We start from the raw sequence: 26,872 nt of genomic DNA on the forward strand, positions 1-26,872 counted from the left end.
CCTCAGCGCTTGATGCTCGCCAGAGGGTGCTCCGGCGGGTAGGTCGGGGTGATCGGCTTCTGCGCGCCGAGCATCACGCACATCAGCGCGTCCTCGTCGCCGATGTTGATCTCCTCGCGGTACACGCCCGGTGGCACGGAAATCACGTCGCGGTCGGTGAGGATGGTCTCGAAGCGCTCGCCGTCCTTCTCCAGGATCACCTTGAGCTTGCCGCGCAGGACGAAGAACACCTCTTCGACGTCGATGTGCAGGTGCGGCGGGCCTTCGTGGCCGGCCGGGATCACCATGGTGGAGAAGGTGAAGTGCTCGGACGGGATGGTGTTCATGTCACTGGCCACGCCGGTGCCGCCGGTGCCGATGTAGCGCATCTGCGCACGGCGGAACTTGGGGTCGTGGTCGGCCTGGAACTTCAGCGCGTTCCAGTCGTACTTGCGGGTGGAGTAACGGGCGATGCGGGTGTTGCACCACTCCTCGAAGCTGGCGCCTGCGGGGCGGTCCCAGGATTTCGGGGCGTTCGGGTTCTGGTTCAGATCGGTCATGGAGTCCTCCTGATCAGGGCATGACGAACCCGCCGTTGACCGGCAGGGTTTGTCCAGTGATGAAGCGGGAAAGGTCGGAAAGGGCGAACAGCACCGCGCCGCAGACGTCCTCCGGCACCTGGCCGCGCTGGATCGCGCGCTGGTCGCGGTACAGCTGGTGGCGCGCGGCGGGCACGTACTGGGTGGCCTCGACTTCCACCAGGCCGGGAGCGATGGCGTTGACGGTGATGTTGTCGGCACCCAGCTCGCGGGCCAGGCTGCGGGTCATGGCGATCACCGCGCCCTTGCTGGCGGTGTAGGCCAGCAGGTTGGGCGCGCCCCACAGCGGGGTGTCGGAGGCCAGGTTGACCACCGCGCCACGACCGGACTGGCGCAGGGCCGGCAGGCAGGCGCGGGTCATCAGCCAGGTGCCACGCACGTTGACCTGCAGCACGCGGTCGAACGTCTCGATCTCCAGTTCCTCGCAGCTCCTGCCGCCGGAATTGGTGATGGAGGCGTTGTTCACCAGGCCGTCGAGGCCGCCGAGAGCGTCGACCGCTGCGGCGACGCAGCGCTCGACGGACGCCGGGTCGGCCAGGTCCAGGGGCAGGCCGCTGACGTCCAGGCCCTGGGCGGCGAGCTCGCGGGCGGACTCATGCACCCGGTCGAGCAGGATGTCGGCGATCACCACCCGGGCGCCGGCACGGGCCGCCGCTTCGGCGAAGGCCAGGCCGAGGCCGCGGGCGCCGCCGGTGACGAGCACGCGGCGACCATCGAGAAGGGAATTCGGGCTCATGGCGTTCACACCGTGCTCAGGTTGGCTTTGGGCAGGTAGTGGAGGACGCGCTTCTCGGCCCAGACCACGGCGCTGTAGGCCAGCACGCCGATCAGGGTGAGCATGACGATGGCCACGAAGACGCCAGCGGTGTTGCCCTGCCCTTCCGAGTCCACCAGCAGGAAGCCGAGGCCCTTGTTGCCGCCCACCAGCTCGCCGACGGTGACGCCGATCACCGCCAGGGTGGAGGCGATGCGCAGGCCGGAGAACAGCGCGGCCATGGCCGAGGGGAACTCCACCAGGCGGAAGATCTGCCAGCGGCTGGCGCTCATGGCGCGCACCAGGTTGATCATGTCCGGATCGACGGTGCGGATCGCCGAGAGCACGTTGATCATCACCGGGAAGAACACGATCAGCACGGCGATGAGGATCTTCGGGTAGACGGTGTAACCGAGCCACATCACGAACAGCGGGGCGAAGGCCACCTTCGGCGCGATCTGCAGCGCCAGGATGTAGGGCGAGAGCATCGCCTCGGTGGTCGGCGACAGGCCCAGGGCGACGCCGATGGCCACGCCCAGCAGGGCACCCAGGCCGAAGCCGATGATGATCTCCAGGGTGGTGATCGCGGTGTGCTCCAGCAGATCGGCGTTGCGCCACATGGCCACGCCCTCCTCCAGCACCCGGCTCAGCTTGGGCAGGACGAACTCGGGCATGCCGAGCAGGCCGGGGCCCCACTGCCAGCCGGCAAGGAACAGGAGCAGCAGCGCGACACTGCCGAGCATGGGTTTGTTCAGGCTGTTCATCAGGTCACCTTATTGCTTGGCGGCGACGCCGTCGGTATCGACGAAGCGGTTGGTGTAGAGCTCGTCCAGCGGGGTTTCGCGGTTGACGATGCCCTCGCTGACGTAGAACTTGCGGACCTTGTCCAGGCGTTGCGGATCGATGCGGCCCAGCGGCTGCTGGTTGGCGTAGACGTGCTCGACATAGAGGCGCAGGACCTTCTCCAGGCTGGCTTCCTTGCCCTTGTAGCTGGGCACCGCCTCGGCGAAGGTGGCGGCGGCGGCCTTCGGATCGGCGATGATGTCGCGCATGCCCATGAGGGTGGCCTTGACCACGCCGCCGACCACTTCGGGCTGGTTCTCGATGGCTTCCTCGGAAGCGAGGATCGCCTGGGCCATGCTCTCGAAGATTTCACTGCTCGGCAGCAGCTTGACCTGCAGGCCGGCGTCCTCGGCATTCACCACCCAGTCCGGCACGCCGGCCATGGCCTGGGCCTTGCCGGCGGAGAACAGCTGCCAGACACCGGACGGGCCGGCGGCCTGGACTTCCACGTCGGACTTGGTCAGCCCGGCCTTGCGCATGGACGCCAGCAGTGCGTAGTAGGTGGTGTCGGAGTAGGACATGACGGTCATGGTCTTGCCCTTGAGGTCCTTGACGCTGTCGATGCCGGCCTTGCCGTCGGTGGCGATCATGGTCACGCCGCTGCCGCCCAGCACAGCGACGACCTTCACCGGCACGCCGTTGGCGCGGACGATGATCGGGGTGTCGCCGAGGGCGCCGCCCACCAGGGCATTGCCGGCGCCGATCTGCTTGGCCACGTCGACCCCGCCCTTGCCGGCGACGAAGGTGACGTCCAGGTCCTGCTGGGCGTAGTAGCCCTTGTGCTGGGCGATGATCCAGGGGGCGAAGGCCGGCGAGTTCGGCGGCGCCGGCAGCAGGTAGGTGATTTCCTTGGGCGCGGCCTCTACGGACACGGCCGCCAGGGCAAGGGAAAACAGCGAGGCGTTGAGCAGGGACTTGAACATCTGCAGCTCCTGTTGGGAATTCGGGACGGGTGGTCGGTCAGTGCAGATCGGAGTCTTCGCCGACCTTGAGCAAGGTCATCAGGCGCCCGGCCAGCGGGCCGATTTCCTGGAGCTTGCGGCGTTCGAGGGGGTTGTCGCGCAGCGGCAGGTTCACCTCGATTTCCTCGATGATGTTCCCCGGGCGGGCGCTCATGACGAGGATGCGATCGGACAGCGCGATGGCCTCGATCAAGTCGTGGGTGATGAACAGCGCGGTCTTCTGCTGCTCATAGAGCATCTGCGCCAGGTCCTCCTGGAGGATCATCTTGGTCTGGGCATCGAGGGCCGAGAACGGCTCGTCGAGGAACAGCACCTGCGGGTCGGTGGCCAGGGTGCGGGCCAGGGCGGCACGCTGGCGCATGCCGCCGGAGAGCTGGAAGGGGTAGTGGTCGCCGAAGCCGCTGAGGTGGCACTTCTCCAGCATCTCGTCGGCGATGGCGCGGCGCTCGGCAGCCGGGCGGCCTTCGATCTCCAGGCCCAGCTCGATGTTGCGGCGGATGCTGCGCCACGGCATCAGCAGGTCCTTCTGCAGCATGAAGGACACCTTGCGCACCGGGCCGGTGACGCGCTCGCCGCCTACGTACACCTCGCCCTCGGTGGGGGTATAGAGGCCGGAACCCATGTTCAGCAGGGTGCTCTTGCCGCAACCGGACGGGCCGATGATGGACACGATCTCGCCGCTGCGAATGCTGAAATTCAGGCTCTGCACGGCGACGGTGGGCTCGGACTTGCCCTTGACCGGAAAGCGCTTGGTTACACCCCGGAACTCGATCTCGACGCGGGCTGCATCCGCCCTGGGCGCGCCCTGCGGCTGCTCTGAGGTGTAGATACTCAACGAGGTGGCTCTCATTTTATTAGTGGCCTCACACTTGTTTCATATACGAAACATTGTTTTATTTATAAAACGTGCATGAGCCGTGCCAGAAAGGCAGCACTTCTTGTTTCGAGGGTTAAACCTTATTAATCAAAGAGTTACGAAGACTCTCAAGAGTCCGGGAGGAAAATTGCCGACCAACGGCATCAGGAGGGCAAAACTGCGCCTGGGGCGATTCCGAGAAATTGGGTGGTCACTGCCCAATAGCGGCCAGTGCCCAGCTCCATTCGGTAACACAGGTTTCTGTTCTACACATAAAACGGCGTTTTGCATCTGAAACGAATGACAAGGGTCGCGCACCTGCCGTGCAGGGGCGAATTCATTCGCCGGGAGACGCGTAGCGTCCCCAATGAGCCGCAGGCACGAGGCCGGCTATATAAGGACGCACAACAAAATCGGTCAGCGCAGTTTTTCCATCAGCTGGTAGCATTGCTCTGCGCATTACCAGCGCCCGCAAGGCCTGATTCAAGCCCGTCGAATGATGCGCGAGGCCGTGGAGATTCATAACCAGCAGCACGCCCTGCGCTCGAGAGGCCCGATGAGCTGCACCAACCGCAAGATCGACCACCTGCGCCGGCAGATTCCGGGCTTCGCCTGCAAGAGCGGCTGCCACGACTGCTGCGGGCCGGTTACCGCCTCCTCCGAGGAGATGGCGCGCTTGCCGGTGAAGAGCGCCGCCGAACATGAAGCCGCCCTGGCGCACTGGAACTGCGTGCACCTCGGCCCCGATGGCTGCCAAGCCTACGATCAGCGTCCATTGATCTGCAGGCTGTTCGGCACGACGCCGAGCATGCCGTGCCCGGAAGGCCGCGGGCCGGAAGTCCCGACCGACGAAGCGGTGGTGCGCCAGGTGCATGACCTGATCGCCAGCACCCGCCAGGTGCTCGTCTAGGGCCGGAAACGAAAGGCACCCGTGCGCTTTCCTGGGAGAGTCGCGTTCAACTGCGGGCCAACCGCTCGGAAACGAGATTTCGCAGGGTGATGAGGGCGCCCGAACAGATCATCGATGAACAGGGCGACCAACCCAAGCGGCAATAGCCGACTCCACCCGATCCCGCGATAGGTACTCCTGTTCCAGCCGACCACGCTCCTGCGCCAGGAGATACCGATAGAAATTCGCCTCATCGTGTAGCAAACCGTCGGGAACCATCGCCTGTGCCTTGGTCGGCTCGGCGACCGCACTGACCGGCGCATACCGCTCGAACAGGGTCTGTTCCATCAGTAGTGCATTGATCGTCGGCTGATGGCACCTCGCTCGCGCCAACATCAGTAGCCCCCAGGTATCCATGTCGCCCCAGTAGGCGAGCTGCTTGCCGGCCAGTTGCGAGGAGGCCAACCACTGCAGGTCCAGCCCCGCCCCCAGGATGGCGATGGTGTCCGGCACCTCCGGTAACTGGTGGATGCACTGTTCGTTCTCCACCACGAGCAATCGCGAACCTGGCAGGACGGTTTCGGCCAGTTCGGCCGTGGTGAGCCTGAACCTTCTGAAGGGCAGCATTCCAGGCGATAGAGGAGCGACCAGGACCCAGTGAGCGTGTTCTTCGTAGGCATCCAGAAAGGTCGCCAGCCCCTGGCCAGACGCTTCGCCTTCGAAACGCTCATCGAGGAACTTCGTCAGCAAGGTAGCGTTTCTTTCGAAGAACTTGGTGTCTACTCCATGCTCGGCCAATAAGCGCAGGGGACGCCCTTTGGCACATCCTGGGGAACAAGGTCCGCAAGCAACCCAGTACCAACGGCGCCCGTCGGGATGCGAGCAGAAGCCAAGCTGGATGCTGACTACGTGCGGAGATGTAGCGTTCCGAACGCTGTTGCGCACTTTCTTCCATGGCAGCCACTTATCGAGAGGCAGCCCAAGTGTCGAGGCCACCAAAATGATGATGGCCCCATGATACGTAATTTATTGTGAGGGGGAGGTTGTGGTCGCCCACGGAATGGGATACCAGGGCTCGAATCATCTGGCGCCATGTAGAAAAATCGCGCCTCAACCGCGCTGCAACGACCGAGATCCTCGACCTTGGGACGGCACCCCATCCATTCGCTGTAGCCCATTGATGAAGAGCACCTGGCGGGTGCTGCTTCGGCCAATTCGCCTAAAAATATCTTCTCAGTCAAATGAGCGATTTTTCCAACGCCTTGAATCTACGGCGTTTTATGGTTTTCCCAGGCGGTGTTGGCCGCCTCAGTCAAATGACCGGCAAATGAGCGGCGCGAGCGGGGGCGGCTAAAATCGCGCTGTTCCCATGCCTGGCCGCTGGCAACGGTCCATTCAGGCAAATGACCGTCAAATGAGTTCAGGCCCAACTTGGTACATAGCGATATGCCTTACGATTGGCCTTGGGGTCATACAGGCGGATCAATCCCGCCTCAATGGTCTGTTTGATGATCCGGCTGACCATGGCGCTGTTGCCCTCATCGATGTGGAAGCGCTCGCGCAGCGAGGTGTTGTTCATCGGCTCGCGGTTCACGTATTTCAGGCAGCAATGCTGGTAACAGGCGCGGATACGATCCTCCTGCTCCATGTCCCTGTAGTCCCTGTGCGCGAACAGCACCACGCGAGTGTGCTCATCCACCTGCTCGAAAATAGGCGCCGGGAGCTGGTATAGCTCGGTCTGGGCTATGACTTTGTCAATACCGCTGCCGCGTTCCTCGCAAATGCCGATTCGGCGCATGAAAGAGGCCAGGGCCTCGTTGCGGCTGCGTGGCGGGCTGTCGAGAAAGCGCTGTGGGTCCACCAGGGGCACGCCAGGGTTGGTGATTTCCATACGCCGCTCGAACAACTCGATCATCGGCCCGGTGCCGCTCAGGTTGAAGTCCTGGTGGATGACGGCGTTGGCCACCAGCTCTCGCAGGGCCAGTTCCGGGTACATTGGCACTTCCTGGCGAAAGGCCTTGCCGATTTCCTCGTTGGCCGGCAGAAGGGTCTTCAGGGTGTCTATCAGTCCTTCGAAGCCCAAGGCATAGCCCTTGTTGCCGGTGAGCTCACGCAGAGTTTCCAGCTTACCGTTGCCCTTGTAGTGAATCAGGCGCACAGCCTTGCGCCCCAGGGTGGGGAAATCCTGGAGGCGCTTGGCGAACAGAATGGCGCCCAGATTACTGATATGCCATTGCCCGCTGTCGCTGCGCTGGATCATTCGGTCGGCCGCCAGCGCCGCGACAATCGCCTCACGCCCCTCGGGCAGTGGCTGGTGGGTCAGGTCGAAGTAGGCCGGGTAGTCAAGCAGCTTGAGCACCTGGTCAACTCCAAGATTCTGAGCGGCCAACTGTTGCTCGAAGGGCACGCGATCAAACACGCGCCAGAGTGCCCGCTCCTTTTCCGGGAATTCGCGCAGCTTCTTCTTGTAGGAGCCAACGCGGATATATTCGATGCCATCGAACTGCACCGGGGTATGGCTGGCCGCCTGAACTTCCAGTATCACCACCGGCTGGCCATCAGTGACGAACTCGAAAAAGCGGAAATGAATCTTCGGCGCAGTTTTCTGCAGGAGCCAGCTTTCCAGCTCCTGCTGCTTGTAGCGGGTGGCGGAGGGCTTGAAGGTCGTGCCGATCACGGCATGGCTGGCATCCTCGACGCCCCAGACCAGGTAACCATACTGCTTGCCGAGCAGGGCCGCTGCATTGGCCAACGCCGAGATATATTCGCCAATCATCGGCGCATCGTCGTTGTCCTGTTTGAACTCCACCCACTCGGTTTCCTGTGGCAGCGCGCACAGTTCCCTGAGCAGGGATTGCAGATAGCCAAGGTCGCGCTCCACCGTCATCAGACGATCTCCCGTTCCTTGATTTCGCCAGGATCCACCACACCCGATACCTTGATCTTGCTGGTGACGGCACTATTGATCAGGGTGGCCTTATTGGTGGTTTGTTGTTCCAGAAAGCTCACTGCCTTAGATGTCGCGCAGGCAATCGTCAGCAATGGCCCAGATAAAAGAAACCAGTTTGCTGTGGACCGCGTGCTTCACTGCAGGTGCTCCGTGTCAAATCGCATGCTATCCAGGTTGACTTGACATCCCCTGGTCTGGCTGAACGGAGCATATTAACCAAAGACGCGGGTTCAGGGATGAGTTCCCGCCCATAAGGTATGTACCTCAGCGAGCACGCAACGGAGAACCTGGAGTATCGTCAGCATTTGAAGAGCAGGCCGCGCCCTCTTGATGCAGCCTGTGCTGTAGCGCTACCAGATCACCCCGACCAAGACGCATGCCAAGCCGCTGTGCAAAAGATCGAGATGATCAACTTGAAAGGGCTGCTGCCTTGGCTCTACCGCTGACACAGCGACTCGGGCTGTACCCGCCCTACGGTTTGGGCAGAAAAGATTATCTCGAGTCCAGTGGGCAGGGCCGCTAGCCCGCCACATCCTCCAGCGGCTCCATCCGCATATGCACGCTGACCATCGCCCCCTGCTCCGGCGGGCTGATGCTGACCAGTTCGCCGTGCAGCGATTCCACCAGGCGGCGGGCGATGGTCAGGCCGACGGGAGTCAGGCGTTTCAGGCGGCTGGCGGTGGCTTCGGCCAGTTCGTCGAGGGAGTAGACGCGCAGCGGGTCGGGCTGTTCGTGCGGGGCGCCGCTGATCTCGATGCGCACGGCGACGTCCTGCCCCTGCGCCTCGGCCTGGATGCCCAGCCTCACCCAGCCGGACTCGGTGAGGCGGATGACGTATTCCAGCAGGTATTCCAGCGCATCGCGAAAGCGGCGCGGATCGGTCAGCAGCGGCCGGCGCGCGGCCTCGTTCAGCTCCACGCGCAGCTCCAGCCCCTTGCCCTCGGCATGGGCGTGCTGCGCCGCCACGGCCAGGCTGGCCAGTTCCTCCAGCCGCGCCGGCTGGCGCGCCACCTGCGCCTCGCCGCATTCCAGGCTGGCGATGCCGCGCAGGTCGTTTACCAGCTTGAGCATCTCCCCGGCGGTGTCGTCGGCGAAGGTCAGGGCGGCGCGATCCTCGTCGTTCAGCGTCGCGCGCTTGAGCACCATGCGCAGCATGCCGCGCAGCGCCTGCAGGGGGACGCTGAATTCGTGGCTGGCGCTGACCAGGAAATCCAGCTTCTGCTGGTTGCCCAGCTCGGCCTGCTCCTTGGCGCTGCGCACCGCCTGCAGCTGGTCCTGGCGCTCGGTGATGTCGGTGCTGCAGCAGACCATCCCGAGCAGGTCGCCGGCGACGTCGCGGTAGGGCGAACCCCAGTGGTGCAGCACGCGGCGCCGCCCGTGGATGCGCACCTCGATGTCGCGGGAGAACGGCTGGGCCGCGGCGACCGCCTGCATGAAGTAGTCCTGCAGGGTCGCGGCATCCGTCGGCGAGTACCAGTCGACGTCGGTGGCGCGGGTGCCGATCACCTCCTCCAGCTCGACCTCGTACAGGCGCAGGAAGGCCGGATTGGCGTACAGCAGGCGGCCGCCGGTATCGCGCACGTAGAAGGCCGCCGGCAGGCTCTCGACCATGGCCCGCAGCATCTGCAGGCGCTCGTCTACCGGCGCGGCCAGCATCGTTTCCGCACCGGCCGGCTGGTCGCCGACCAGGTTGTTGCGGCGGGCGAAGTCGATCAGCTCCGGCATGCTGTGCAGGTTGAGCTTTTCCTTCAGGCGCGTGCGGTAGGTGCTGACGGTCTTCTCGCTGATCGACAGCTCCGCGGCGATCTCGTGGTTGCAGTAACCGTTGGCGAGGAAATAAAGGACGCTCAGCTCGCGGTTGGAAAGCTGGGCGATGCGCTCGGCCTCGCGCATGCGCGCCGTGGGCAGGTTGACCGTGCCGAGCAGTTCGCTGGGGAAGTAGCTGCGCCCGCGCAGGACGGTGGACACCGCCACGCTGAGCTCCTCGAGGTCGTCGTGCTTGCTGACGAAGCCGGCGGCGCCGGCCTGCAGGAAGCGCCCGACCATGTGCTCGGAGTCCTGGGTGCTGAACGCCAGGATCGGCATCTTCAGGCCACGCGCCCGCACCCGCGCGATCACGTCCAGGCCGTTCAGGCGCGACAGGTCGATATCGACGATCAGCAGGTCCGGCTTCAGGTCGACGGTCATCGACAGCGCATCGACGCCGTTCTCCGCCTCGCCCACCACCTGGTGTCCGGCGCCTTCCAGCAGCAGGCGCACGGCATGGCGGGTTACCGGGTGCTCGTCGGCGATCAGTATTCGACTCATGGCGCGTTCCCCAATGCGTCCTGCACACAAGCTAGAGGCATTTCCCGGCGGACGCGAATCGTCGTGTAGGAATTTTCCCACAGAAAAGTAAAGGGTTTCTGATCTTCACCCGCGGCCGGCGCCAGAAGAATCGGGGCATCGACTCACGCCACCTGCCCCACGAGGTGAAGATCATGACTACCTCCCTGACGCTCGACCCCCGCCTTTCCACCCCGCCGCACAGGCGCCGCCTGCTGGCGCTGCTGGTCGCCGCCGCGATCGGCGCGCCGGCCTTCGCCGCCGACTACGACACCCCGCAGGTCTACACCCCCTGGTCCGGCAATCCGGTCAGCGAGCTGGACGGCGCGCGCTTCCAGGTCGATGCCGGCAGCGCCGCCGTCACCGTGCAGGGCATGAGCTTCGCCATCGTCGACAGCCAGATCCGCAACGCCGGCAGCGGCGGCGGTGTGCGCCTCGATCTCTGGGGCAACGGCAACAGCGTCCGCCTCGACCGGGTCGCGATCGACACCCATGGCGGCTCCGGCCTGCTGCTGAACGGCGGCGCCGCCAGCATCAGCGCATCCAGCGTCACCACCAGCGGCAACGATGCCCGCGGGCTCGACGTGCAGACCGGCGGCCAGCTCAGCGCCGCCGGCGTGACGGTCAGCACCAGCGGGACGAACTCCGCCGCGCTGCACGCGCACAACAACGGCACGGCCAGCGTCTCCGCCAGCAGCCTGACCACCACCGGCGCGAACAGCGCCGCCGTGCGCCTGGACAACCAGGGCAGCCTGCTGCTGGTGGATTCCAGCCTGCGCACCGAGGGCGCCAACAGCAGCGCCATCGACGCCACCAACGGCGCGCAGCTGCAGGTCAGCGGCGCGCAGCTCGACACCTTCGGCCAGGGCAGCCACGGCATCCACATCGCCAGCAACGGCGCCGCCAACCGCATCGAGAACTCCACGATCCACACCCGTGGCGACGGCAGCATCGGCGTCATGGTGCACAACGCCAGCGGCGCGGCGACCCTTAGCGATACCGCGGTGACCACCGACGGCGCCGGCAGCCACGGCCTGTACACCGCCCAGGGCACCCGCATCGAACTCGTCGAGGGCAGCCGCGTGCACACCCTTGGCGCGGGCGCCGACGCGGCCTGGAGCAGCGAGGGCGGCAGCATCGCCGTCAACGCCAGCAGCCTTACTGCGGAAGGCGCGGACTCCGCCGCGGCCCACGCGCTGGCCGGCGGCAGCATCGGCATCCTCGACAGCGATCTGGCCGGCAACAGCGCGCTGCATCTGGAGAATGGCGGGCGCATCGACGCCAGCGGCAGCCGCATCGCCAGCGACGGCGCGGCGATCCGCTTCACCCGCGGCAGCCAGGACTGGGGTTCCGGCGAGCTGAACCTGAGCGACAGCTCGGTTGTCAGCCAGGGCGCGCTGGTCAGCGCCGAGGCCGGCAGCGTCGGCTCGTTCCAGGCCAGCGGCAGCCAGTTGCAGGTCGCCGGGCCGGGCTACGACATCCGGGACGGCGCACAGGTCGACTCGACGCTCACCGGCTCCAGCCTGGACAGCGACGTGCTCGCTCAGGTCGCCGGCAACGGCCGGCTGACGCTGGTCAGCCAGGACAGCGACCTGCGCGGCGACACCCTGCTGGCCGACCCGGCCAGCGGCACCCTCGACCTCGACCTGCGCAACGCCCGCTGGCAGATGAACGGCGATTCCAGCCTGAGCAACCTGAAGCTGGACAACGCCACGGTGAACTTCGGCGCGAGCGGCTTCCATACCCTGTCGATCGCCGGCGACCTCACCGGCTCCGGCACCTTCGGCATGCGTACCGACCTCGCCAGCCTGCAGGGCGACCTGATCGACATCGCCGGCAACGCCGAGGGCAGCCACACCCTGGTGGTCGGCGACAGCGGCCGCGAGGCGCAGGGCGACAAGCTGATGCTGGTCGCCAGCAACGGCGGCGCCGGGCAGTTCGCCCTCTACGGCGACCACGTCGACGCCGGCGCCTTCCGCTACACCCTGCAGCAGCAGGGCGACGACTGGTACCTGGTCAGCGCCAATGGCGGCACAGATCCGGGCGACCCTGGCGATCCGGGTGACCCGGGCAATCCCGGCGAGCCTGGTGATCCCGGTAATCCTGGTGAACCCGGCAACCCTGGCGAGCCCGGTAATCCCGGCGAGCCTGGCAACCCCGGAGAACCCGGCAATCCCGGCGACCCCGGCAATCCCGGCGAACCCGGCAACCCTGGCGAACCCGGCAATCCCGGCGAACCCGGCAACCCTGGCGAGCCCGGCAACCCGCGCCCGCCGGTCGGCCAGCCGGATTCGCTGTCGAAGGGCTCCAACGTCGCCCTCGGCATGCAAACCGCCGCGGCCAACCTCTGGTACGCGGAACTCGGCAGCCTGACCCAGCGCCTCGGCGAACTGCGCCTCGGCAAGGACCAGGGCGGCGTCTGGGTCCGCGCCCTCGGCTCGCACCAGCACGTCGACAGCGGCTACAGCCGCGCCTTCAAACAGCAGATCAGCGGCGTGCAGGTCGGCGCCGACCGTGCCCTCGCCCTGGACGGCGCCACCCTCTACCTCGGCGGCATGGTCGGGACCGGCGAATCCGAGCAGAGCTTCGGCGAGCGCAGCAGCGGCGACCTCGACAGCCAGAGCGTCGGCCTCTACGCCACCTACCTGCGCGACGACGGCTGGTATGTGGACAACGTGCTGAAGTACGACCGCATGCACGGCAAGGTGAAGGTGCCGACCAACCTCGGCGCGCCGGTGAAGGGCCGCTACGACGCCGATGCCATCGGCGCCAGCGTCGAGGTCGGCAAGCAGATCGCCCTGCGCGACGGCTGGTTCGTCGAACCGCAGGCCCAGCTCGCCGCCACGCGCCTGGAAGGCCCGTCCTACACCAGCGGCGACGGCCTGCGGGTGAAGGCCAGCGACACCGATTCGCTGCTCGGCCGGGTCGGCGTGCGCGCCGGCAAGACCCTGCAGCTCGACTCGGGTATGAAGATGCAGAACTACCTGAAGACCTCGTACATCGACGAGCTGGCCGGCGACACCAGCGTCACCGTCAACGGTCACAAGCTGCACAACCAGCTGCCCGGCTCGCGGGTGGAAGTCGGTTTCGGCAGCGTGCTGCAGGTCAGCGAACGACAGAAGATCAACCTGGAAGCCAACTACGCCAACGGCGACGACATCGAGCAGCCCTGGGCCGTGACCCTCGGCTATCGCTTCCTCTGGTAGCTTCGTGGTGAAAATGCAGCGGGCGCCGTTCGAACGGCGCCCGCTTTTTCATGCCCGCTCAATCGTCATCGAGGGGAATCCAGTCGTCGTCCTCGTCCACCGGGTCCCAGTCCCCGCCGGCCTCGTCGTCCGGTTCGTCGTCGAACAGGTCATCCAGATCGTCGTCGTTGTCGAGCAGGTGGTCGTGTTCGGGTTCGTGGATATCCGGTTCGTCTGACATTGCGTACGTCCGCAGGGAATTCGTCGGACAGGGATTATACCGGGGTGGCGCAGGCACCAAGTCGTGGCCCGCCTGACGCCATATCTGTAGGAGCCAGGGGGACGCCTAGTTCTTGCTGGCGATCCAGGTTTTCCCTCAACGTCGGCGTGGAAGGAGAACACGGCAATCGCCAGCAAGCTGGCTCCTACAGGTTCTGTGCATGCTTCAGGGACGGCGCGACTCCATGTAAGAGCGGGCCATGCCCGCGAAAAAAACGGCGACGCCGTTTTCCGATCGGCTGCATGCCGCATTCCGGCATTGCCGAAACCGCACCGCTCCACGATTCTGTAGGAACGCGGGGCGGCGGACGTCCGCCCCACCCACAACGACCGGAGGGGTTCGCATGAAGACCGTGGCACAACTGTTGAAGGCCAAGCAGAACCAGCAGGTTCATACCGTCGCGTCGGACCAGATGGTGCTGGATGCGCTCAGGGTCATGGCCGACTGGAACGTCGGCGCCCTGCCGGTGGTGGACGGCGACCAGGTGGTCGGCGTGATCAGCGAGCGCGACTACGCGCGCAAGATCGTCCTGCTGGGGCGTTCCTCGATCGGCACGCCGGTCAGCGCGATCATGAGCACGCCGGTGATCACGGTGGATTCGAAGCAGAGCGTCGGCACCTGCATGACCATCATGACCGAGCGCCACCTGCGCCACCTGCCGGTGGTGGAGGACGGCAGGCTGCTCGGCCTGCTGTCGATCGGCGACCTGGTCAAGGAAGCCATCGCCGAGCAGACCGACCTGATCCGCCAGCTGGAGCAGTACATCCGCGGCGAGTCGGCCTGACGCCGCGGTGTTCCGCGGTCAGGCCACGCCGCGCTTGCGGCCGTCCCAGAACGGCTTGCGCAGCTCGGTCTTGAGCACCTTGCCGACGCTGGACAGCGGCAGGCTTTCGCGGAACTCCACGCTGCGCGGGCACTTGTAGCCGGCGATGCGCTCGCGGCAGTGGGCGACGATCTCCTCCGGCGTGGCGCTGGCGCCCGGCTTGAGGACGATCACCGCGTGCACGGTCTCGCCCCACCTGTCGCTGGGAATGCCGATCACCGCGCCCTGGGCCACCGCCGGGTGGCTGGCGAGGGCAGTCTCGACCTCGGCGGAATAGATGTTCTCGCCGCCGCTGATGATCATGTCCTTCAGCCGGTCGCAGACGTAGACGAAGCCGTCGCGGTCCATGTAGCCACCGTCGCCGGTGTGCATCCAGCCGCCGCGCAGCGCCTCGGCGGTGGCTTCCGGCTTCTTCCAGTAGCCGAGCATCACGTTCGGCCCCTTGACCACGATCTCGCCCACGGTGCCGCGCGGCACCTCGTTGTCGTTCTCGTCGACGATGCGCACCTCGGTGCAGCAGGCGGCCCTGCCGGCGGAGTACATCTTGCCGCTCTGCTGGTGCTCGGCGGTGTGGTACTCCGGGCCGAGGGTGGTGGCGATCGGCGCCAGTTCGGTCATGCCGTAGCCCTGGCTGAAGCCGGCGCAGGGGAAGGCCTGGCAGGCACGGTCGAGCAGCGCCTGGGTGATGGTCGAGGCGCCGTAGCCGACGATGCGGATGCTGGAGAGGTCGTACTGCGCGGCCAGCTCCGGATTGCTGTCGCGCCAGTCCAGCACCATCTGGATCATGGTCGGCGCCAGCAGGATCTCGTTGACGCCCTCGCGGGAGATGGCCTCGAGCATGCCCTGCGGGGTGAAGCTCGGCAGCACCACATGGGTGCCGCCGCTGATGAACAGCGCCGTCATCCCCGCGAAGTCGGCGAGGTGGAACATCGGCATCGAGTGCAGGAATACCGTGTCGTCGGCGAAGCGGCCGGCGGTCAGCGAAGCGGTCGCCGAGAAGAACAGGTTGTTGTGGCTGAGCATCACCCCTTTCGGGAAGCCGGTGGTGCCGCCGGTGTAGAAGATGCCGAGCAGCGCGTCGCCGCCGCGGCGGGCGTCCTCGACCGGCGGGGTGGCGGCGATCAGCGCCTCGTAGGACATCATCCCGGCCGGGCATTCGCCGTCGCCGGCGTAGATCAGCTGGCGGACGGTCTTCGAGCCCTCGGCGATGCGGATGCCGAGATCCCTGAAGGCGTCGTCGACGATCAGCACCACGGTTTCCGAATCATCCATGGAATAGATGATCTCCGCCGCGCTCCAGCGGATGTTGACCGGGTTGACCACCGCGTCGGCCCACGGCACCGCCAGGTTGTATTCGATGCAGCGCGGCGAGTTGAGCGAAAGCATCGCCACCCGGTCGCCGCTCTGCACGCCCATGCTCTTCAGGGCGCCGGCCAGACGAGCGACACGCTCGCCGAACTCGGCGTAGGTCATGTTGCGCTCGCCGCTGCGGATGGCGATCGCGTCGGGGCGCTGTTGCAGCTGGCGGTGCAGTCCCTGGGTCAGGTACATCATTTGAACGAACTCCGATCTTGTTGTTATTGGACGGTGATGCCCGGCGCTATCGCGGCGGGTCGTTCTGCAGGCGGCGGAATCTGCGGGCGCGGCTCCGGAGGACCGTAGCGCAGTTCATGCCGGTCGCCTTCCAGCGATTCTTTCCAGTTGTTTCGCCGGCCAGCATGCGCCGGACGGGGTGACATTCATCGTCGAGAATGCCGCCCGGCACAGAGAGCGGGCCATCCCAAAAAGGGATGACTTCGCGCCCCGGCGGCCCTCGCAGCGCAGACGCCCGCCGGGCACGACCGCCTGGTCGGCGCACGCCGTCGCGTTACGCGCGGCATCCATACTAGGAGCGGCGAACAGGCGCTTTGACCGTCGAAGGGATGAACCGCGCGACGTTCGAACGAACGATACGGGAGGGGCAAAAACGTCGTTTCGGACGACGACAGCCTCATCCTGCGCCCGGCATGATCGGGCGTGGAATCTGGCCAATGCCGCGGGCTCATGCGGCGGCAATGGCAGCGATGGAAGCGTGCGGCGCAGCCGCCCGGGCTGCCTCGCGATCCGGCAATGCCTCGTAGTACGGACCCGCGCGATGCGGGTCGCAGAACAATAACCAGAGTCGCAGTTGCAACCGGTGCGTCAGCGCGCCAGGTGAAAAAGGAGATTCTCGATGACACGCAAGGCCACCGGCAAAATGGTCGTGGGCGAAATCCTCGCCAATGCCGCCATCCGCCATCCCGAGCGGGAAAGCTACTTCTGCACCTCCACCCGGCGCCGCTTCACCTTCCGCCAGACCGACGAACGCTGCAACCGCCTGGCCAACGGCCTGGGCGGGCTGGGCCTGCGCAAGGGCGAACGGGTGGCGTTCCTCAGCAGCAACCGTGCGGAAATGGTCGAGATCTACTTCGCCCTGGCCAAGACCGGGCTGATCGGCCTGCCGCTGAACTACCGCCTGGCCCCGCAGGAGATGCTCGAACTGATGCGCGCCGTCGGCGCCAGCGCACTGCTGCTGGAGCGGCGCTTCGCCGCCGCACTGGCGCCGCTGCTCGCCGACCTGCCGGAGGTCTCCCGGATCGTCAGCTTCGGCGAAGGCGAGGCGCCGGGCAGCGACTACGAGGAACTGCTGGCCGCCTCGGCCGCCAGCGCGCCGGCCATCGAGATCGAGGAGGAAGACCCCTTCTACTTCAACCTCACCTCGGGCACCACCGGCCTGCCCAAGTGCTACCTGATCAACCACTACAACTGCACGGCCGGCACCAGCCTGTTCAACGGCTACGACATGACTGCCCGCGACGTCGCCATGACGGTGTTCCCGATGTTCGGCCGGGTCGGCTTCGGCTGGGCGCTGCAGTCGGCGAGCATGGGCATCCGCAACGTGCTGGTGAACTTCGATGGGGAGGCCGTGCTGCGCCTGATCGAAGAGGAAGGCGTGACCATCACCAACCTCGTGCCGACCATGGCCGCCATGCTGCTGGCCGCACCGAACATCGACACGGCGAACACGGCTTCGCTGCGCGCCATCGTCTTCGCCGGTGCAGCGCTGCCCGAGCCGATACGCCAGGCCACTCTCGCCAAGCTCTGCGCCAATCTCTACGAGTACTACGGCATGCAGGAAAGCGGCGCGCTGGTGCTCAGCACCCCGGAAGACCGCGAGCGCAAGCCGGGCTCGGTGGGCCGGCCGATCCTGCATTCCCAGGTGCGCATCGTCGACCTGCAGGGCAACGACCTGCCGCCCGGCCAGCCGGGGGAAATCCTCGGCCGCTGCCCGGCCGCGGTCACCGCCTACTACGAGAACCCGGAGAAATCCGCGGAAACCTTCAGGGACGGCTGGGTGCACACCGGCGACATCGGCTACCTCGACGCGGAAAGCTACCTGTTCATCAGCGGCCGCCTGAAGGAAGTCATAGTCACCGGCGGGCAGAACGTGCACGCCGCCGAGGTGGAGGAGCTGATCCTCGGCTTCCCCGGCGTCGCCGACTGCTCGGTGATCGGCCTGCCCGACCCGCTGTGGGGCGAGGCGGTGACCGCGGTGGTGGTGCCGGCCGGCGCGGCGATCGACGGCGAGGCGCTGATCGGGCACTGCCGCGCCCACCTGGCCGGCTTCAAGACGCCCAAGCGCGTGCTGCAGCAGGACGACCCGCTGCCGCGCACGCCGACCGGCAAGGTGCAGAAGTTCAGGCTGGTGGAGCGCTATTCGGCGAAGTGAGACCGGAAGATCGCGCAACGCATGCCCCCTCGCCCCATGCAGGCGAGGGGGTTCCTGGCAGCATGCCTCCGGCCGCCGCGGCTCCGCCGGGCGTGGCAGAATGAGGAAAATCACGACAGGAAAAGACGGAAGCGGCGCGCCGCATCGAGAGCCGTCGCAGAGGAGACGCAAGGCATGACATGGCCCCAGGCAACCCCGGCCCACGCCCCATCCGCCAGCGGGACCGCCTCCGCGCCCCTGCCGATCCGCATCCTCGCCACCAAGTACACCCCGCCCTGCGGCGACAGCCGGCACCTGCTGCGCCAGCACCTGGTCGAGCAGATGGCCAATGCCTCCCGCGCCCGCCTGATCCTCCTGCGCGCCGCCGCCGGCTTCGGCAAGACCACCCTGCTGCAGCAGTATCACGACCGCTGCCGGAGCGCCGGCCGGCACACCCTGTGGATCAACCTGGACAGCGCCGACAACGACCTGCAGCGCTTCGTCGCCCTGCTCCACCACGGCCTGCGCGCCCTGGGCGGACAGCCAGCGGGCGGCGAGAACGACGCCCCCGGCACCCAGGACGTGCTGGACCTGCTCGGCGCCAGCCCGACGCCGCTGGTCATCGTCCTCGACGAATTCGAGGTGATCCAGAGCCCGCCGGTGCTCAGCTTCCTGCAGCAGATCCTCGACGGCCTGCCGGACGGCGGCACGGTGGCGCTGGGCACCCGCAGCCTTCCCGAGTTCGACCTCGGCCGCCTCGCCGCGCGCGGCCAGCTGCTGGAGCTGGCGCCGGACACCCTGCGCTTCAGCCTGGAGGAAACCACCGCCTTCGTCCGCGACAAGCGCCAGCTGCCGCTGCTGAACAACCTGCTGTCCAGCCTCTACCGGCGCACCGAAGGCTGGATCACCGCCATCTACCTGGCCTGCCTGTCGCTGCAGGGGCGCGACGACCACGGCGCGGTGATCGCCGCCTTCTCCGGCTCCAACCTGCAGCTGGCCGAATACCTGGCCGAGGACATCCTCGCCCGGCTGGACGACGACACCCGCCTGTTCCTGCTCCGGACCAGCGTCACCGAACAGTTCTGCGCCGGCCTGTGCGACGCGCTGACCGGCCACGGCGACAGCCGGGAAATGCTCGAACGGCTGGGCCGCTCCCACCTGTTCCTGATCCCCATCGACGGCGAGCAGCAGTGGTACCGCTATCACAGCCTGTTCGCCGGCTTCCTCCGCGACGCCCTGGAGCGCCGCCTGCCCGGCGAGGCCAACCGGCTGCGCCGCCGCGCCGCGCAGTGGTTCCTCGACGAAGGCCGGCCGATCCCGGCGATCGAACTGCTGCTCGACGCCGGCGATGCGGAGGAAGCCGCCACGCGGCTGGCCGAGCATATCGACAGCCTGGTCGAGACCGGCCGCACGCGCATGCTGCTGCGCTGGCTGGACCGCATCCCCGGCGAACTGCTGGACCGCTATCCGCGCCTGAACCTGGCCTACGCCTGGGCGCTGGTGTTCGCCCGGCGCTTCCGCGACGCCAACCGGCTGATCGACCACCTGGCGGAAACCGGCGATGCGCTGGAGGCGCGCACCCTGCGCTGCCTGCTGCTCGGCCTGACCGACGAGCCGGAGGAATGCTGCCGCGTCGGCCTCGACCAGCTGCGCCGGCTGCCGGCCGGCGAAACCTTCCAGTACGGCGTGCTGGTCAATGCGGTGGCCTTCAACCTGATCGGCAGCGGCCGCCACGACGAGGCCCGCGAGCTGCTGGCGCAGGCCGCCGAATCGCAGATGCAGTCGAGCCTGCTGCGGAGCATTTCCGACTGCAACGAAAGCATCCTCGACATGATCCAGGGTCGCCTCGGCAGCGCCCTCGCGCGCATGCAGGCAAGCGGCGGTGAACGCTGGAGCGACGGCAACGGCAAGACGGTCGGCGCCCACCTCACCCGCGAAACCCTGTGCGCCCAGCTGCTCTACGAGAGCGACCGGCTGGAGGAAGCCGAGCGCCTGCTGGCGCCCATCCTGCCCACGGCGAAGAACGCCAGCACCCCGGACAGCCTGATCGCCAGCCACGTGCTGATGGCGCGGGCGGCGCTGTGCCGTGGCGAGCGCGACACCTGGCTGCGCTATCTGGTGGAGCTGGAACAGACCGGCCACCAGAGCGGCAACCCGCGGGTGCAATGCTCGGCGTGGCTGGAGCGCGCCCGCGTGGCGGTGCTGGAGAATCGCCTGGACGCGGCCCGCCAGGCGCAGGAAGCCGCCGAGCAGGCCGGCGGCTGGGACCGGCCCGGCTTCCTGATGTACGCCAACGACGTGGATACGCCGAGCATCGGCCGCCAGCGCCTGCGCATCGCCGAGGGCGACTGCGGCGCCGCGCTGGAAGCCCTGCGCGCGGCCCTCCAGGACGCCCGCGCGCGCCAGCACCGGCGCCGCGAGATCAAGCTGCAACTGCTGCTGGCGCTGGCGCTGGACGGACTCGGGCGGGTCCAGCAGGCTTTCGAGGCGCTGGGCGAGGCCCTGCGCCTGGCCGGCCCGGAGGGATTCCTGGGCACCTTCATCGAGGAAGGCGACCGCCTCGCCCGCCTGCTGCGGCGCTGGGCCATCAGCCCGCACGGCCAGGCGGGGAGCATCGAGGCGGGCTTCGTCACGACCCTGCTGGAACGCCTGAACATCGTGCTGGACACCAGCGGCGCCGGCGAAGGCAGCGCCGATGCGCCGCAGGAGGAACTGACCAGCCGGGAAATCCAGGTACTGCAGCTGCTGGCCGCCGGCCAGCGCAACCGCGCCATCGCCGAGAAACTGTTCCTCTCGGAATGCACGGTCAAGTCGCACCTGCGCAAGATCAACGCCAAGCTCGGCGCCCAGGGCCGCACCCAGGCGGTGGCCATCGCCCGCAGCCGCGGCTGGCTGGACTGAGCGGGCGCCGGCGAATTTAGTTCGAAGTGACTAGAGCCGGCCCGCACGGCTGTTCCGATAATCGGAAAGACCGACGCCCGGCCGGGCGCGGTGTCTTTTCGTTGGACAAGCACAAGGAACCAGCATGCAGCAGACACATCCCTGGGCGCAGTTCGCCAACGCCCATGTCTTCGTCGCCGGCGGGACCAGCGGCATCAACCTGGGCATCGCCTCGGCGTTCGCCGCCTGGGGCGCGAACGTCGCGGTGCTCGGCCGCAACGCCGAAAAGGCCGCCGCCGCGGCAGCCGGCCTGGGGCCACGCGCCCTCGGCCTGAGCGCCGACGTGCGCAATCCCGAGGCGCTGGAGGCGGCGCTGGCGCAGGCGGTGGAACGCTTCGGGCCGATCGACGTGCTGGTCTCCGGCGCCGCCGGCAACTTCCTCGCCGCGGCGACCGACATGTCCTGCAATGCCTTCAAGAGCGTGGTGGACATCGACCTGCTCGGCACCTTCAACGTCCTCCGTCTCGGCCACCGGCACCTGCGCGGCGCCGGCGCCTCGGTGCTGACCATTTCCGCCCCGCAGGCCAGCAATCCCACCCCGCTGCAGGCGCATGCCTGCGCCGCCAAGGCCGGCATCGAGATGCTCACCCGCACCCTCGCCGTCGAATGGGGTTCCCAGCGCATCCGCGTGAACGCCCTGGTGCCCGGACCGATCAGCGGCACCGAAGGCATGCGCCGCCTGGCGCCGGACGCGGAAAGCACCGCGCGCGCCACCCGCAACGTGCCGCTGGGGCGCTACGGCACGCTGGAGGAAGTGGCCGACGCCGCGCTGTTCCTCTCGTCCTCCATGGCGTCCTACATCACGGGCGCGACGCTGGCGGTGGACGGCGGCTCCATGCATGGCGGCGGCATGGCGCGGATGGGGCTCTGACCAGCCATCGCGCTTCACCACGATTCGCAACCTTCAATAACAACAAGCGAGAACCACGATGAACTACCAGTCGATCCTCCTGAGCCGGGAAGGCTCCGTCGCCGTCATCACCCTCAACGAGCCGGCGAGCGCCAACACCTTCAACCCCAACCTGGTCAGCGAAGTCCGCCATGCGCTGGCCGCGGTGCGCGCCGACAGCAGCGTGCGCGCCCTGCTGCTCACCGCCACTGGCCGGCTGTTCTGCGCCGGCGCCGACCTCAAGGGCGGCGGACGCGACAGAAGCGGCTACGGCGAACACGGGGCGAAGAACATGCGCGAGCACCTCAACCCGATGATCGCCGAACTGCACGAGCAGCCGGTGCCGGTGGTGATCGCGGTCAACGGCGGGGCCGCCGGCGCCGGAGTGGGACTGGCGCTGGCCGGCGACGTGATCCTCGCCGCGCGCTCGGCCTACTTCTATCTGCCGTTCATTCTCCGGCTCGGCATCGTCCCCGACCTGGGTGCCTCGTGGTTCCTGCAACGCCGCATCGGCAGCGCCCGCGCCCTGGCGCTGAGCGTCACCGGCGAACGCCTGTCGGCGGAAAAGGCCGAACGCTGGGGCATGATCCACGCCTGCGTCGACGACGCGGCCCTGCACGACGAAGCCCTGCGCATGGCCCGGCAACTGGCGCTCCTGCCGGCCCACGGGATGCTCGAAGCGCGCGCCCTGTTCGACGCCGCCGAACGCAACGACCTGCGCGCGCAGCTGGACTACGAGGCCGACCGCCAGCGCGAACTGCTCGACCTGCCCAGCTTCAGGGAGGGCGTGCAGGCGTTCCTGGAAAAGCGCGATCCGGAGTTCGCCGGGCGGGAGTGAGATGGCGACCCTTATGGTTCCCACGCTCCTGCGTGGGAACCATGAAGGAAGACAGCGGAGCCGACTGCAGGAGCAACTGTCTTCTGGTTTACTCGCTGCGCTCGCCCTTCGGGCTGCACTGAAGTGCGTTCAGCGCAAGCGCTGTCCCGCGTTCGCGGGAAAGACGAAGTGAGGCGAGACCTCGACGCACACCCGTCATCCTCGCGAGCGCGGGGATCCAATAGATCGTGTAGGGGCCATGCCCGCGAAAAGATGTCGCGCGCATGGCGCTCCTACAGGAAGTGCGGAGGTTCCGTGCAGGCTGCAGGCCGCGAACGCGGCCTCGCAATGGTGGATGAAAAAAACCTCGTCCACCCTACGCTGGCGTCCCCCCAAGGCCCCGGCAAAACGCACCGCGCCCGCCGCAGGCGGAGCATTCCCGCGGCGGGCGCGATAGCGGTCAGGCTCAGCGAATACCCGCGTTGCGCAGGGCAGCCGGGGTGAAGTCGTTCATGGTGGACTTCTGGCCGTAGAGGGTCGGGTGCTTGGACTCGTTGGTCATGCCGATCACCGCATAGCGCCCGGCGATCAGGTCGTACAGCCCCTGGGCGGCATACAGGCTGGCCTGCTGCTGGTAGTCCAGCACCTGGAAGCCCTCGCCCACGCGCCACAGCTGGCCACGACCGTCGTAGTGGTCGGCTTCGAGGATGTTCCAGGTGTCCTCGTCGACGAAGAACACGCGCTTGGCATAGATGTGCCGCTCGGTGGGCTTCACCGTGCCCTCGACGACCCACACGCGGTGCAGCTCGTAGCGGGTCAGGTCCTGGTTGATGTGGCCGGGCTTGAGGATGTCCGAGTACTTCAGCTTCGGCGACCACAGCCGGTAGTTGTTGTACGGAACGTACATCTCCTTCTTGCCGACCAGTTTCCAGTCGTAGCGGTCCGGCGCGCCGTTGTACATGTCCGAGTTGTCGGCGGTGCGCATGCCGTCGGCGGCGGTGCCCGGGCCGTCGTAGGCCACCTGCGGGGCGCGGCGCACGCGGCGCTGGCCGGCGTTGTAGGCCCAGGCCAGGCGCGGTTCCTTGACCTGGTCGATGGTCTCGTGGACCAGGGTCACGTTACCGGCCAGGCGTGCCGGAGCGACGATTTCCTGCTTCACGTAGAACAGGAAGTTGGCGCCCTTCTCCGCTGCGACATCCGGCATGAATTGCGGGAACGCCGTGTCCTGCCTGAACTCGACGACGGTGTAGGAACCGTTCGACTGCGGCGTGGCCTGGGCGACGATCTGGGTGAAGTTGGTGCCGCGATAACGGGTCTCGTGGTTCCACACCACTTCCACGCCGGTCTTCGGAATCGGGAAGGCGTAGTTGTGCGACTGCTCGAAGTTCTTCAGGCCGTTGCCGTCGTTGACCGTCTCGGTGGTCACCGCGCTCCGCTTAGCCGCGTCGTAGATCGACTGCGGCGAAGAAGCGCTGCGCCGGGTCTGATACACCGGAATCCGGTAGCTCTGCGGATAGCGCTTGAACATCGCCTGCTGGCCGGGGGTCAGCTTGTCCTTGTACTGATCGACGTTCTGCGCGGTGATGGTGAACAGCGGCTTGTCATCGGGGAACGGATCGCCGAGGAAGCCCTTGGCGTCCACCGGTGCGGCGCCCGGCTTGAGGCCGCCGGTCCATTCCGGAATGCTGCCATCGGCATTGCCGGCCTTCTCGCCGCCCAGCGGCGTCAGGCTGGTGCCCAGCTTTGCCGCTTCCTCGGGGGATACCGCGGCCATCACGCTGGTAGCCAGCAGCGACAGGGCCAGGGCGCCGACATGCATCATCGTTCTTGTCTTCATGTGCTTACCCTCTGCGTTGTGCAGGATCAGAAATTCACGCCGAAGCTGAGCGCGACGAAGTCGCGGTCGCCGTTGGTGCTGAAGTCGCCGCCGAAGAAGTCGGTGTAGCTGAGACTGGCCGTGTAGGTGGTCAGGTAGTCCGCATCGATGCCGACGCTGATGGCCTTGGAGCCTTCGTCGAAGTTCGGGCCGTAGCCATCCACGGAGTGCTGCCAGGCCAGGTTCGGCGACAGGTTGATGCCGGCGAATACGTTGCTGTAGTCCAGCTTGGCGCGCGCCTGGTAGCCCCAGGAGTGGGTGGTGTAGAAGCCGTGCGGGCTGCACTTGGCGTTGGTGGTCGGGTTCGGATTGCAGGGGTTGCCCGCCAGGACGCTCGGACCCGCCCCGAAGACCGGGCTGCGACCGAAGCGCAGGTCGGAACCGTCGGTGTCGCCCAGGCCGTTGATGCGGTTGTAGCCCACCTCGCCGACCAGGGTCAGGCGGCTGGCGCCCCAGATCTGGTCGAAGAACTGGGTGGCGGTCATCTGCGCCTGGAATACCGGCATGCGCTTGTAGGAGGTCATCTCCTGCCCCGGCACGAACGTCTGGTAGCCGTTCGCGATCAGCGGCGACGGCCGGCCGATCGCGGCGGCGATGAAGTCCGGCGAGGACAGTTGCAGCGGCATGTTCGGCCGGTAGCTGATCTCGCCGCCCAGGGAGGTGCCGCCGACGTTGGTCTGGAAGCTCAGGCCGTACAGGCGGATGTCTTCCGGGTAATCGACGAAATAGCGGGATTGCCGGATCGGATCGACCGCCGCGGAGCCGGTGGATGGCAGGCTGGCATCGCGGGCGATCATGTTGATGTACGGATTTCGGCTGTGATAGTTCATGTAGTACGCGCCGAATTCGGTGTCGTTCATCTCCGGCACGAACCAGCGTAGCGCCAGGCCGTACTGGCCGCTATCCGACGCCTCGTCATCCTTCAGCCGCGGGAAGTAGGCGTTGCTGCTGAATCCCTGGATGGGCGGCCTCGCCAGGATCGGCAGGCCGACGTTCGGCGACTCCCCGGGCGCCAGGTCGGGCCCCGCGGCCACCAGGCGGTCGTTGCACCCCTGCGCGACGGCGTCGGCGCCGAAGAAGGTGCCGCAGTTGTCGACGATGGTCTTCTCCCATTCCAGCTGGTAGAAGGCTTCCGCGGTCAGGTTCTCGCCCAGCCCCTGGGACACGTAGAACATGTTCACCGGGATCAGGCCTTCCTTGATCTCGGCACCGGGGCGGCGCAGGGCGGCGACGTCGAGCGGGTTGATCACGTTGATGCCGTTCTGGATGAAGGTGCTCTCGCCCCAGCTCACCACCTGCTTGCCCAGGCGCACGTTGCCCGGCAGATCGCCGAGGCTGTAGTTGTAGTAGGCGAAGGCATCGAGGAATTCGGCGCCGGACGACTTGGCCAGGTCATCGCGGCCGCTGTCGTCGATGTCGTAGAACAGGCGGTGCTCGTCCTTCAGCTCGAAGTCGTACCAGTACTTGCCGCGCACGAAGACGCCGCCGTCGCCGTACTTCAGTTCGAGGTCGTGCAGGCCCTTGAAGATCTTCGAGAAGGTTTCGCCCTTCTTGAAGTTCAGGCGGCCGTCATCGACGGTGGCGGTACCGGATTCGCCGCGCTTGCCCATCACGTTGTTCGGCGAGATGTAGTCCGGGTCGGCCCCGCGTACCGCCCAGCTGGCGCCGATGGAAAGGGACGAGTCGAAGCGGCCCTCGATCTCCCCGATGTTGAATTCGACTGCCTGGGCCTGCGCGCCGATCCCCAGGGCGACTGCCACCGTCAGCAGGTGCGGCTGGAACATCCCGCGCTTTCTTATAGTTGTCATGCGGTACTCCGAGTACGAGCGTTTCGTTGTGTTGGAAGCTCGATGCTAGGGAGCGGCAGGCAAGGCGGGCATTGCCTGTTGAGGTAATTTTGCGTCACCCGTGCGGGTGATTGGCTCGTCGAGGGGTGATTACAAAAGGTAACGGGAGCAGCGTCCGCCCGGACGCGCGGAGGTCCCGCACGAGGCCCGGGAATGTCGCGCCGGAGCCATCGCCCCGGCCTGTCACCCCGCGCTGTTACCGCGCTCCGACGCTCCTGCCCCCTTTCACGGGGCGCATTCCCCGCGGAAGTCGCCGGCACTGGTCGGGCCGTCCGGTTTATCACCCGAAAAGGGTATTGCCCGGCACCGGCGATGCCGAAGAATCGATGGA

20 protein-coding genes and 1 pseudogene are annotated in these 26,872 nt (G+C 66.8%); 7 read left to right on the forward strand and 14 right to left on the reverse strand.

What is annotated here, in order from left to right; translation table 11 throughout:
• Nucleotides 1-2 precede the first annotated feature (2 nt).
• The 5 genes from BLR75_RS05175 to BLR75_RS05195 are packed head-to-tail and all read right to left on the reverse strand — an operon-like array spanning nt 3 to nt 3,987.
• Entirely contained in the window at nt 3-539 is a 537-nt protein-coding gene (locus BLR75_RS05175; RefSeq protein ID WP_084311592.1) for a cupin domain-containing protein, read from the reverse strand.
• 13 nt (nt 540-552) lie between these two features.
• Entirely contained in the window at nt 553-1,314 is a 762-nt protein-coding gene (locus BLR75_RS05180) for an SDR family oxidoreductase (RefSeq protein ID WP_090416014.1), read from the reverse strand.
• Nucleotides 1,315-1,319: 5 nt separating this feature from the next.
• Entirely contained in the window at nt 1,320-2,096 is a 777-nt protein-coding gene (locus BLR75_RS05185; protein ID WP_084311590.1) for an ABC transporter permease, read from the reverse strand.
• A gap of 9 nt (nt 2,097-2,105) precedes the next feature.
• Nucleotides 2,106-3,098 carry an ABC transporter substrate-binding protein gene (locus BLR75_RS05190; protein WP_084311589.1) on the reverse strand — a complete coding sequence of 331 codons (993 nt, stop codon included), beginning with the start codon at nt 3,096-3,098 and terminating at the stop codon, nt 2,106-2,108.
• Between the two features lie 37 nt (nt 3,099-3,135).
• A complete protein-coding gene (locus BLR75_RS05195) occupies nt 3,136-3,987 on the reverse strand; it encodes an ABC transporter ATP-binding protein (RefSeq protein WP_084311588.1) in 852 nt (283 codons plus the stop codon).
• A 562-nt stretch (nt 3,988-4,549) separates the two neighbouring features.
• On the opposite strand from BLR75_RS05195, the gene BLR75_RS05200 reads away from it, so the two are divergent.
• The gene (locus BLR75_RS05200; protein WP_084311587.1) at nt 4,550-4,903 is read left to right on the forward strand and encodes a YkgJ family cysteine cluster protein; all 354 of its coding nucleotides are present in this window, start codon (nt 4,550-4,552) and stop codon (nt 4,901-4,903) included.
• Nucleotides 4,904-5,011: 108 nt separating this feature from the next.
• On the opposite strand, the gene BLR75_RS05205 is transcribed toward BLR75_RS05200, so the two are convergent.
• The 5 genes and pseudogenes from BLR75_RS05205 to BLR75_RS05220 form a co-directional block, all read right to left on the reverse strand.
• The gene (locus BLR75_RS05205; RefSeq protein ID WP_245726104.1) at nt 5,012-5,632 is read right to left on the reverse strand and encodes a Wadjet anti-phage system protein JetD domain-containing protein; all 621 of its coding nucleotides are present in this window, start codon (nt 5,630-5,632) and stop codon (nt 5,012-5,014) included.
• Between the two features lie 27 nt (nt 5,633-5,659).
• A pseudogene (locus BLR75_RS27295) lies at nt 5,660-5,878 on the reverse strand (hypothetical protein); the annotation flags it as partial.
• Nucleotides 5,879-6,302: 424 nt separating this feature from the next.
• Nucleotides 6,303-7,769 carry an ATP-binding protein gene (locus tag BLR75_RS05210; protein WP_084311585.1) on the reverse strand — a complete coding sequence of 489 codons (1,467 nt, stop codon included), beginning with the start codon at nt 7,767-7,769 and terminating at the stop codon, nt 6,303-6,305.
• The gene (locus tag BLR75_RS27170) at nt 7,769-7,891 is read right to left on the reverse strand and encodes a hypothetical protein (RefSeq protein ID WP_255312781.1); all 123 of its coding nucleotides are present in this window, start codon (nt 7,889-7,891) and stop codon (nt 7,769-7,771) included. The genes BLR75_RS05210 and BLR75_RS27170 overlap by 1 nt, the downstream gene beginning before the upstream one ends.
• 460 nt (nt 7,892-8,351) lie before the next feature.
• Entirely contained in the window at nt 8,352-10,139 is a 1,788-nt protein-coding gene (locus BLR75_RS05220) for a response regulator (RefSeq protein WP_090416007.1), read from the reverse strand.
• Nucleotides 10,140-10,312: 173 nt separating this feature from the next.
• Here BLR75_RS05220 and BLR75_RS05225 point away from each other — a divergent pair, with 173 nt between their 5' ends.
• Entirely contained in the window at nt 10,313-13,363 is a 3,051-nt protein-coding gene (locus BLR75_RS05225) for an autotransporter outer membrane beta-barrel domain-containing protein (RefSeq protein ID WP_084311584.1), read from the forward strand.
• 58 nt (nt 13,364-13,421) lie between these two features.
• Here the strand turns inward: BLR75_RS05225 and BLR75_RS26630 are convergent, their stop codons facing one another.
• Nucleotides 13,422-13,583 (reverse strand): hypothetical protein, encoded by a 162-nt coding sequence (locus BLR75_RS26630; protein WP_169720242.1) that lies wholly within the window; start codon nt 13,581-13,583, stop codon nt 13,422-13,424.
• A gap of 382 nt (nt 13,584-13,965) precedes the next feature.
• Here BLR75_RS26630 and BLR75_RS05230 point away from each other — a divergent pair, with 382 nt between their 5' ends.
• Nucleotides 13,966-14,406, forward strand: a complete 441-nt coding sequence (locus BLR75_RS05230) for a CBS domain-containing protein (RefSeq protein WP_084311583.1) — start codon at nt 13,966-13,968, stop codon at nt 14,404-14,406.
• Nucleotides 14,407-14,424: 18 nt separating this feature from the next.
• Here BLR75_RS05230 and BLR75_RS05235 read toward each other — a convergent pair whose 3' ends face one another.
• On the reverse strand, nt 14,425-15,996 hold the full coding sequence (locus BLR75_RS05235; RefSeq protein ID WP_084311603.1) for a long-chain-fatty-acid--CoA ligase: 1,572 nt from the start codon (nt 15,994-15,996) through the stop codon (nt 14,425-14,427).
• Between the two features lie 661 nt (nt 15,997-16,657).
• Between BLR75_RS05235 and BLR75_RS05240 the strand changes: the two genes are divergently transcribed.
• The 4 genes from BLR75_RS05240 to BLR75_RS05255 all read left to right on the forward strand — a co-directional run bounded on the left by BLR75_RS05240 (nt 16,658) and on the right by BLR75_RS05255 (nt 22,839).
• Nucleotides 16,658-18,193: a class I adenylate-forming enzyme family protein gene (locus BLR75_RS05240; RefSeq protein ID WP_084311582.1), complete on the forward strand. Its 1,536-nt coding sequence runs from the start codon at nt 16,658-16,660 to the stop codon at nt 18,191-18,193.
• 174 nt (nt 18,194-18,367) lie between these two features.
• On the forward strand, nt 18,368-21,073 hold the full coding sequence (locus tag BLR75_RS27175; protein ID WP_084311581.1) for a winged helix-turn-helix domain-containing protein: 2,706 nt from the start codon (nt 18,368-18,370) through the stop codon (nt 21,071-21,073).
• Between the two features lie 124 nt (nt 21,074-21,197).
• On the forward strand, nt 21,198-21,983 hold the full coding sequence (locus tag BLR75_RS05250; RefSeq protein ID WP_084311580.1) for an SDR family oxidoreductase: 786 nt from the start codon (nt 21,198-21,200) through the stop codon (nt 21,981-21,983).
• A gap of 58 nt (nt 21,984-22,041) precedes the next feature.
• Nucleotides 22,042-22,839 (forward strand): enoyl-CoA hydratase-related protein, encoded by a 798-nt coding sequence (locus BLR75_RS05255; protein ID WP_084311579.1) that lies wholly within the window; start codon nt 22,042-22,044, stop codon nt 22,837-22,839.
• A gap of 445 nt (nt 22,840-23,284) precedes the next feature.
• Here the strand turns inward: BLR75_RS05255 and BLR75_RS05260 are convergent, their stop codons facing one another.
• The gene (locus tag BLR75_RS05260) at nt 23,285-24,655 is read right to left on the reverse strand and encodes a DUF1329 domain-containing protein (protein WP_084311578.1); all 1,371 of its coding nucleotides are present in this window, start codon (nt 24,653-24,655) and stop codon (nt 23,285-23,287) included.
• Between the two features lie 26 nt (nt 24,656-24,681).
• Entirely contained in the window at nt 24,682-26,502 is a 1,821-nt protein-coding gene (locus BLR75_RS05265; protein ID WP_084311577.1) for a DUF1302 domain-containing protein, read from the reverse strand.
• Between the last annotated feature and the right edge of the window lie 370 nt (nt 26,503-26,872).

It is taken from the genome of Pseudomonas jinjuensis, assembly GCF_900103845.1.
In the GTDB taxonomy this organism is placed as follows: domain Bacteria; phylum Pseudomonadota; class Gammaproteobacteria; order Pseudomonadales; family Pseudomonadaceae; genus Pseudomonas; species Pseudomonas jinjuensis.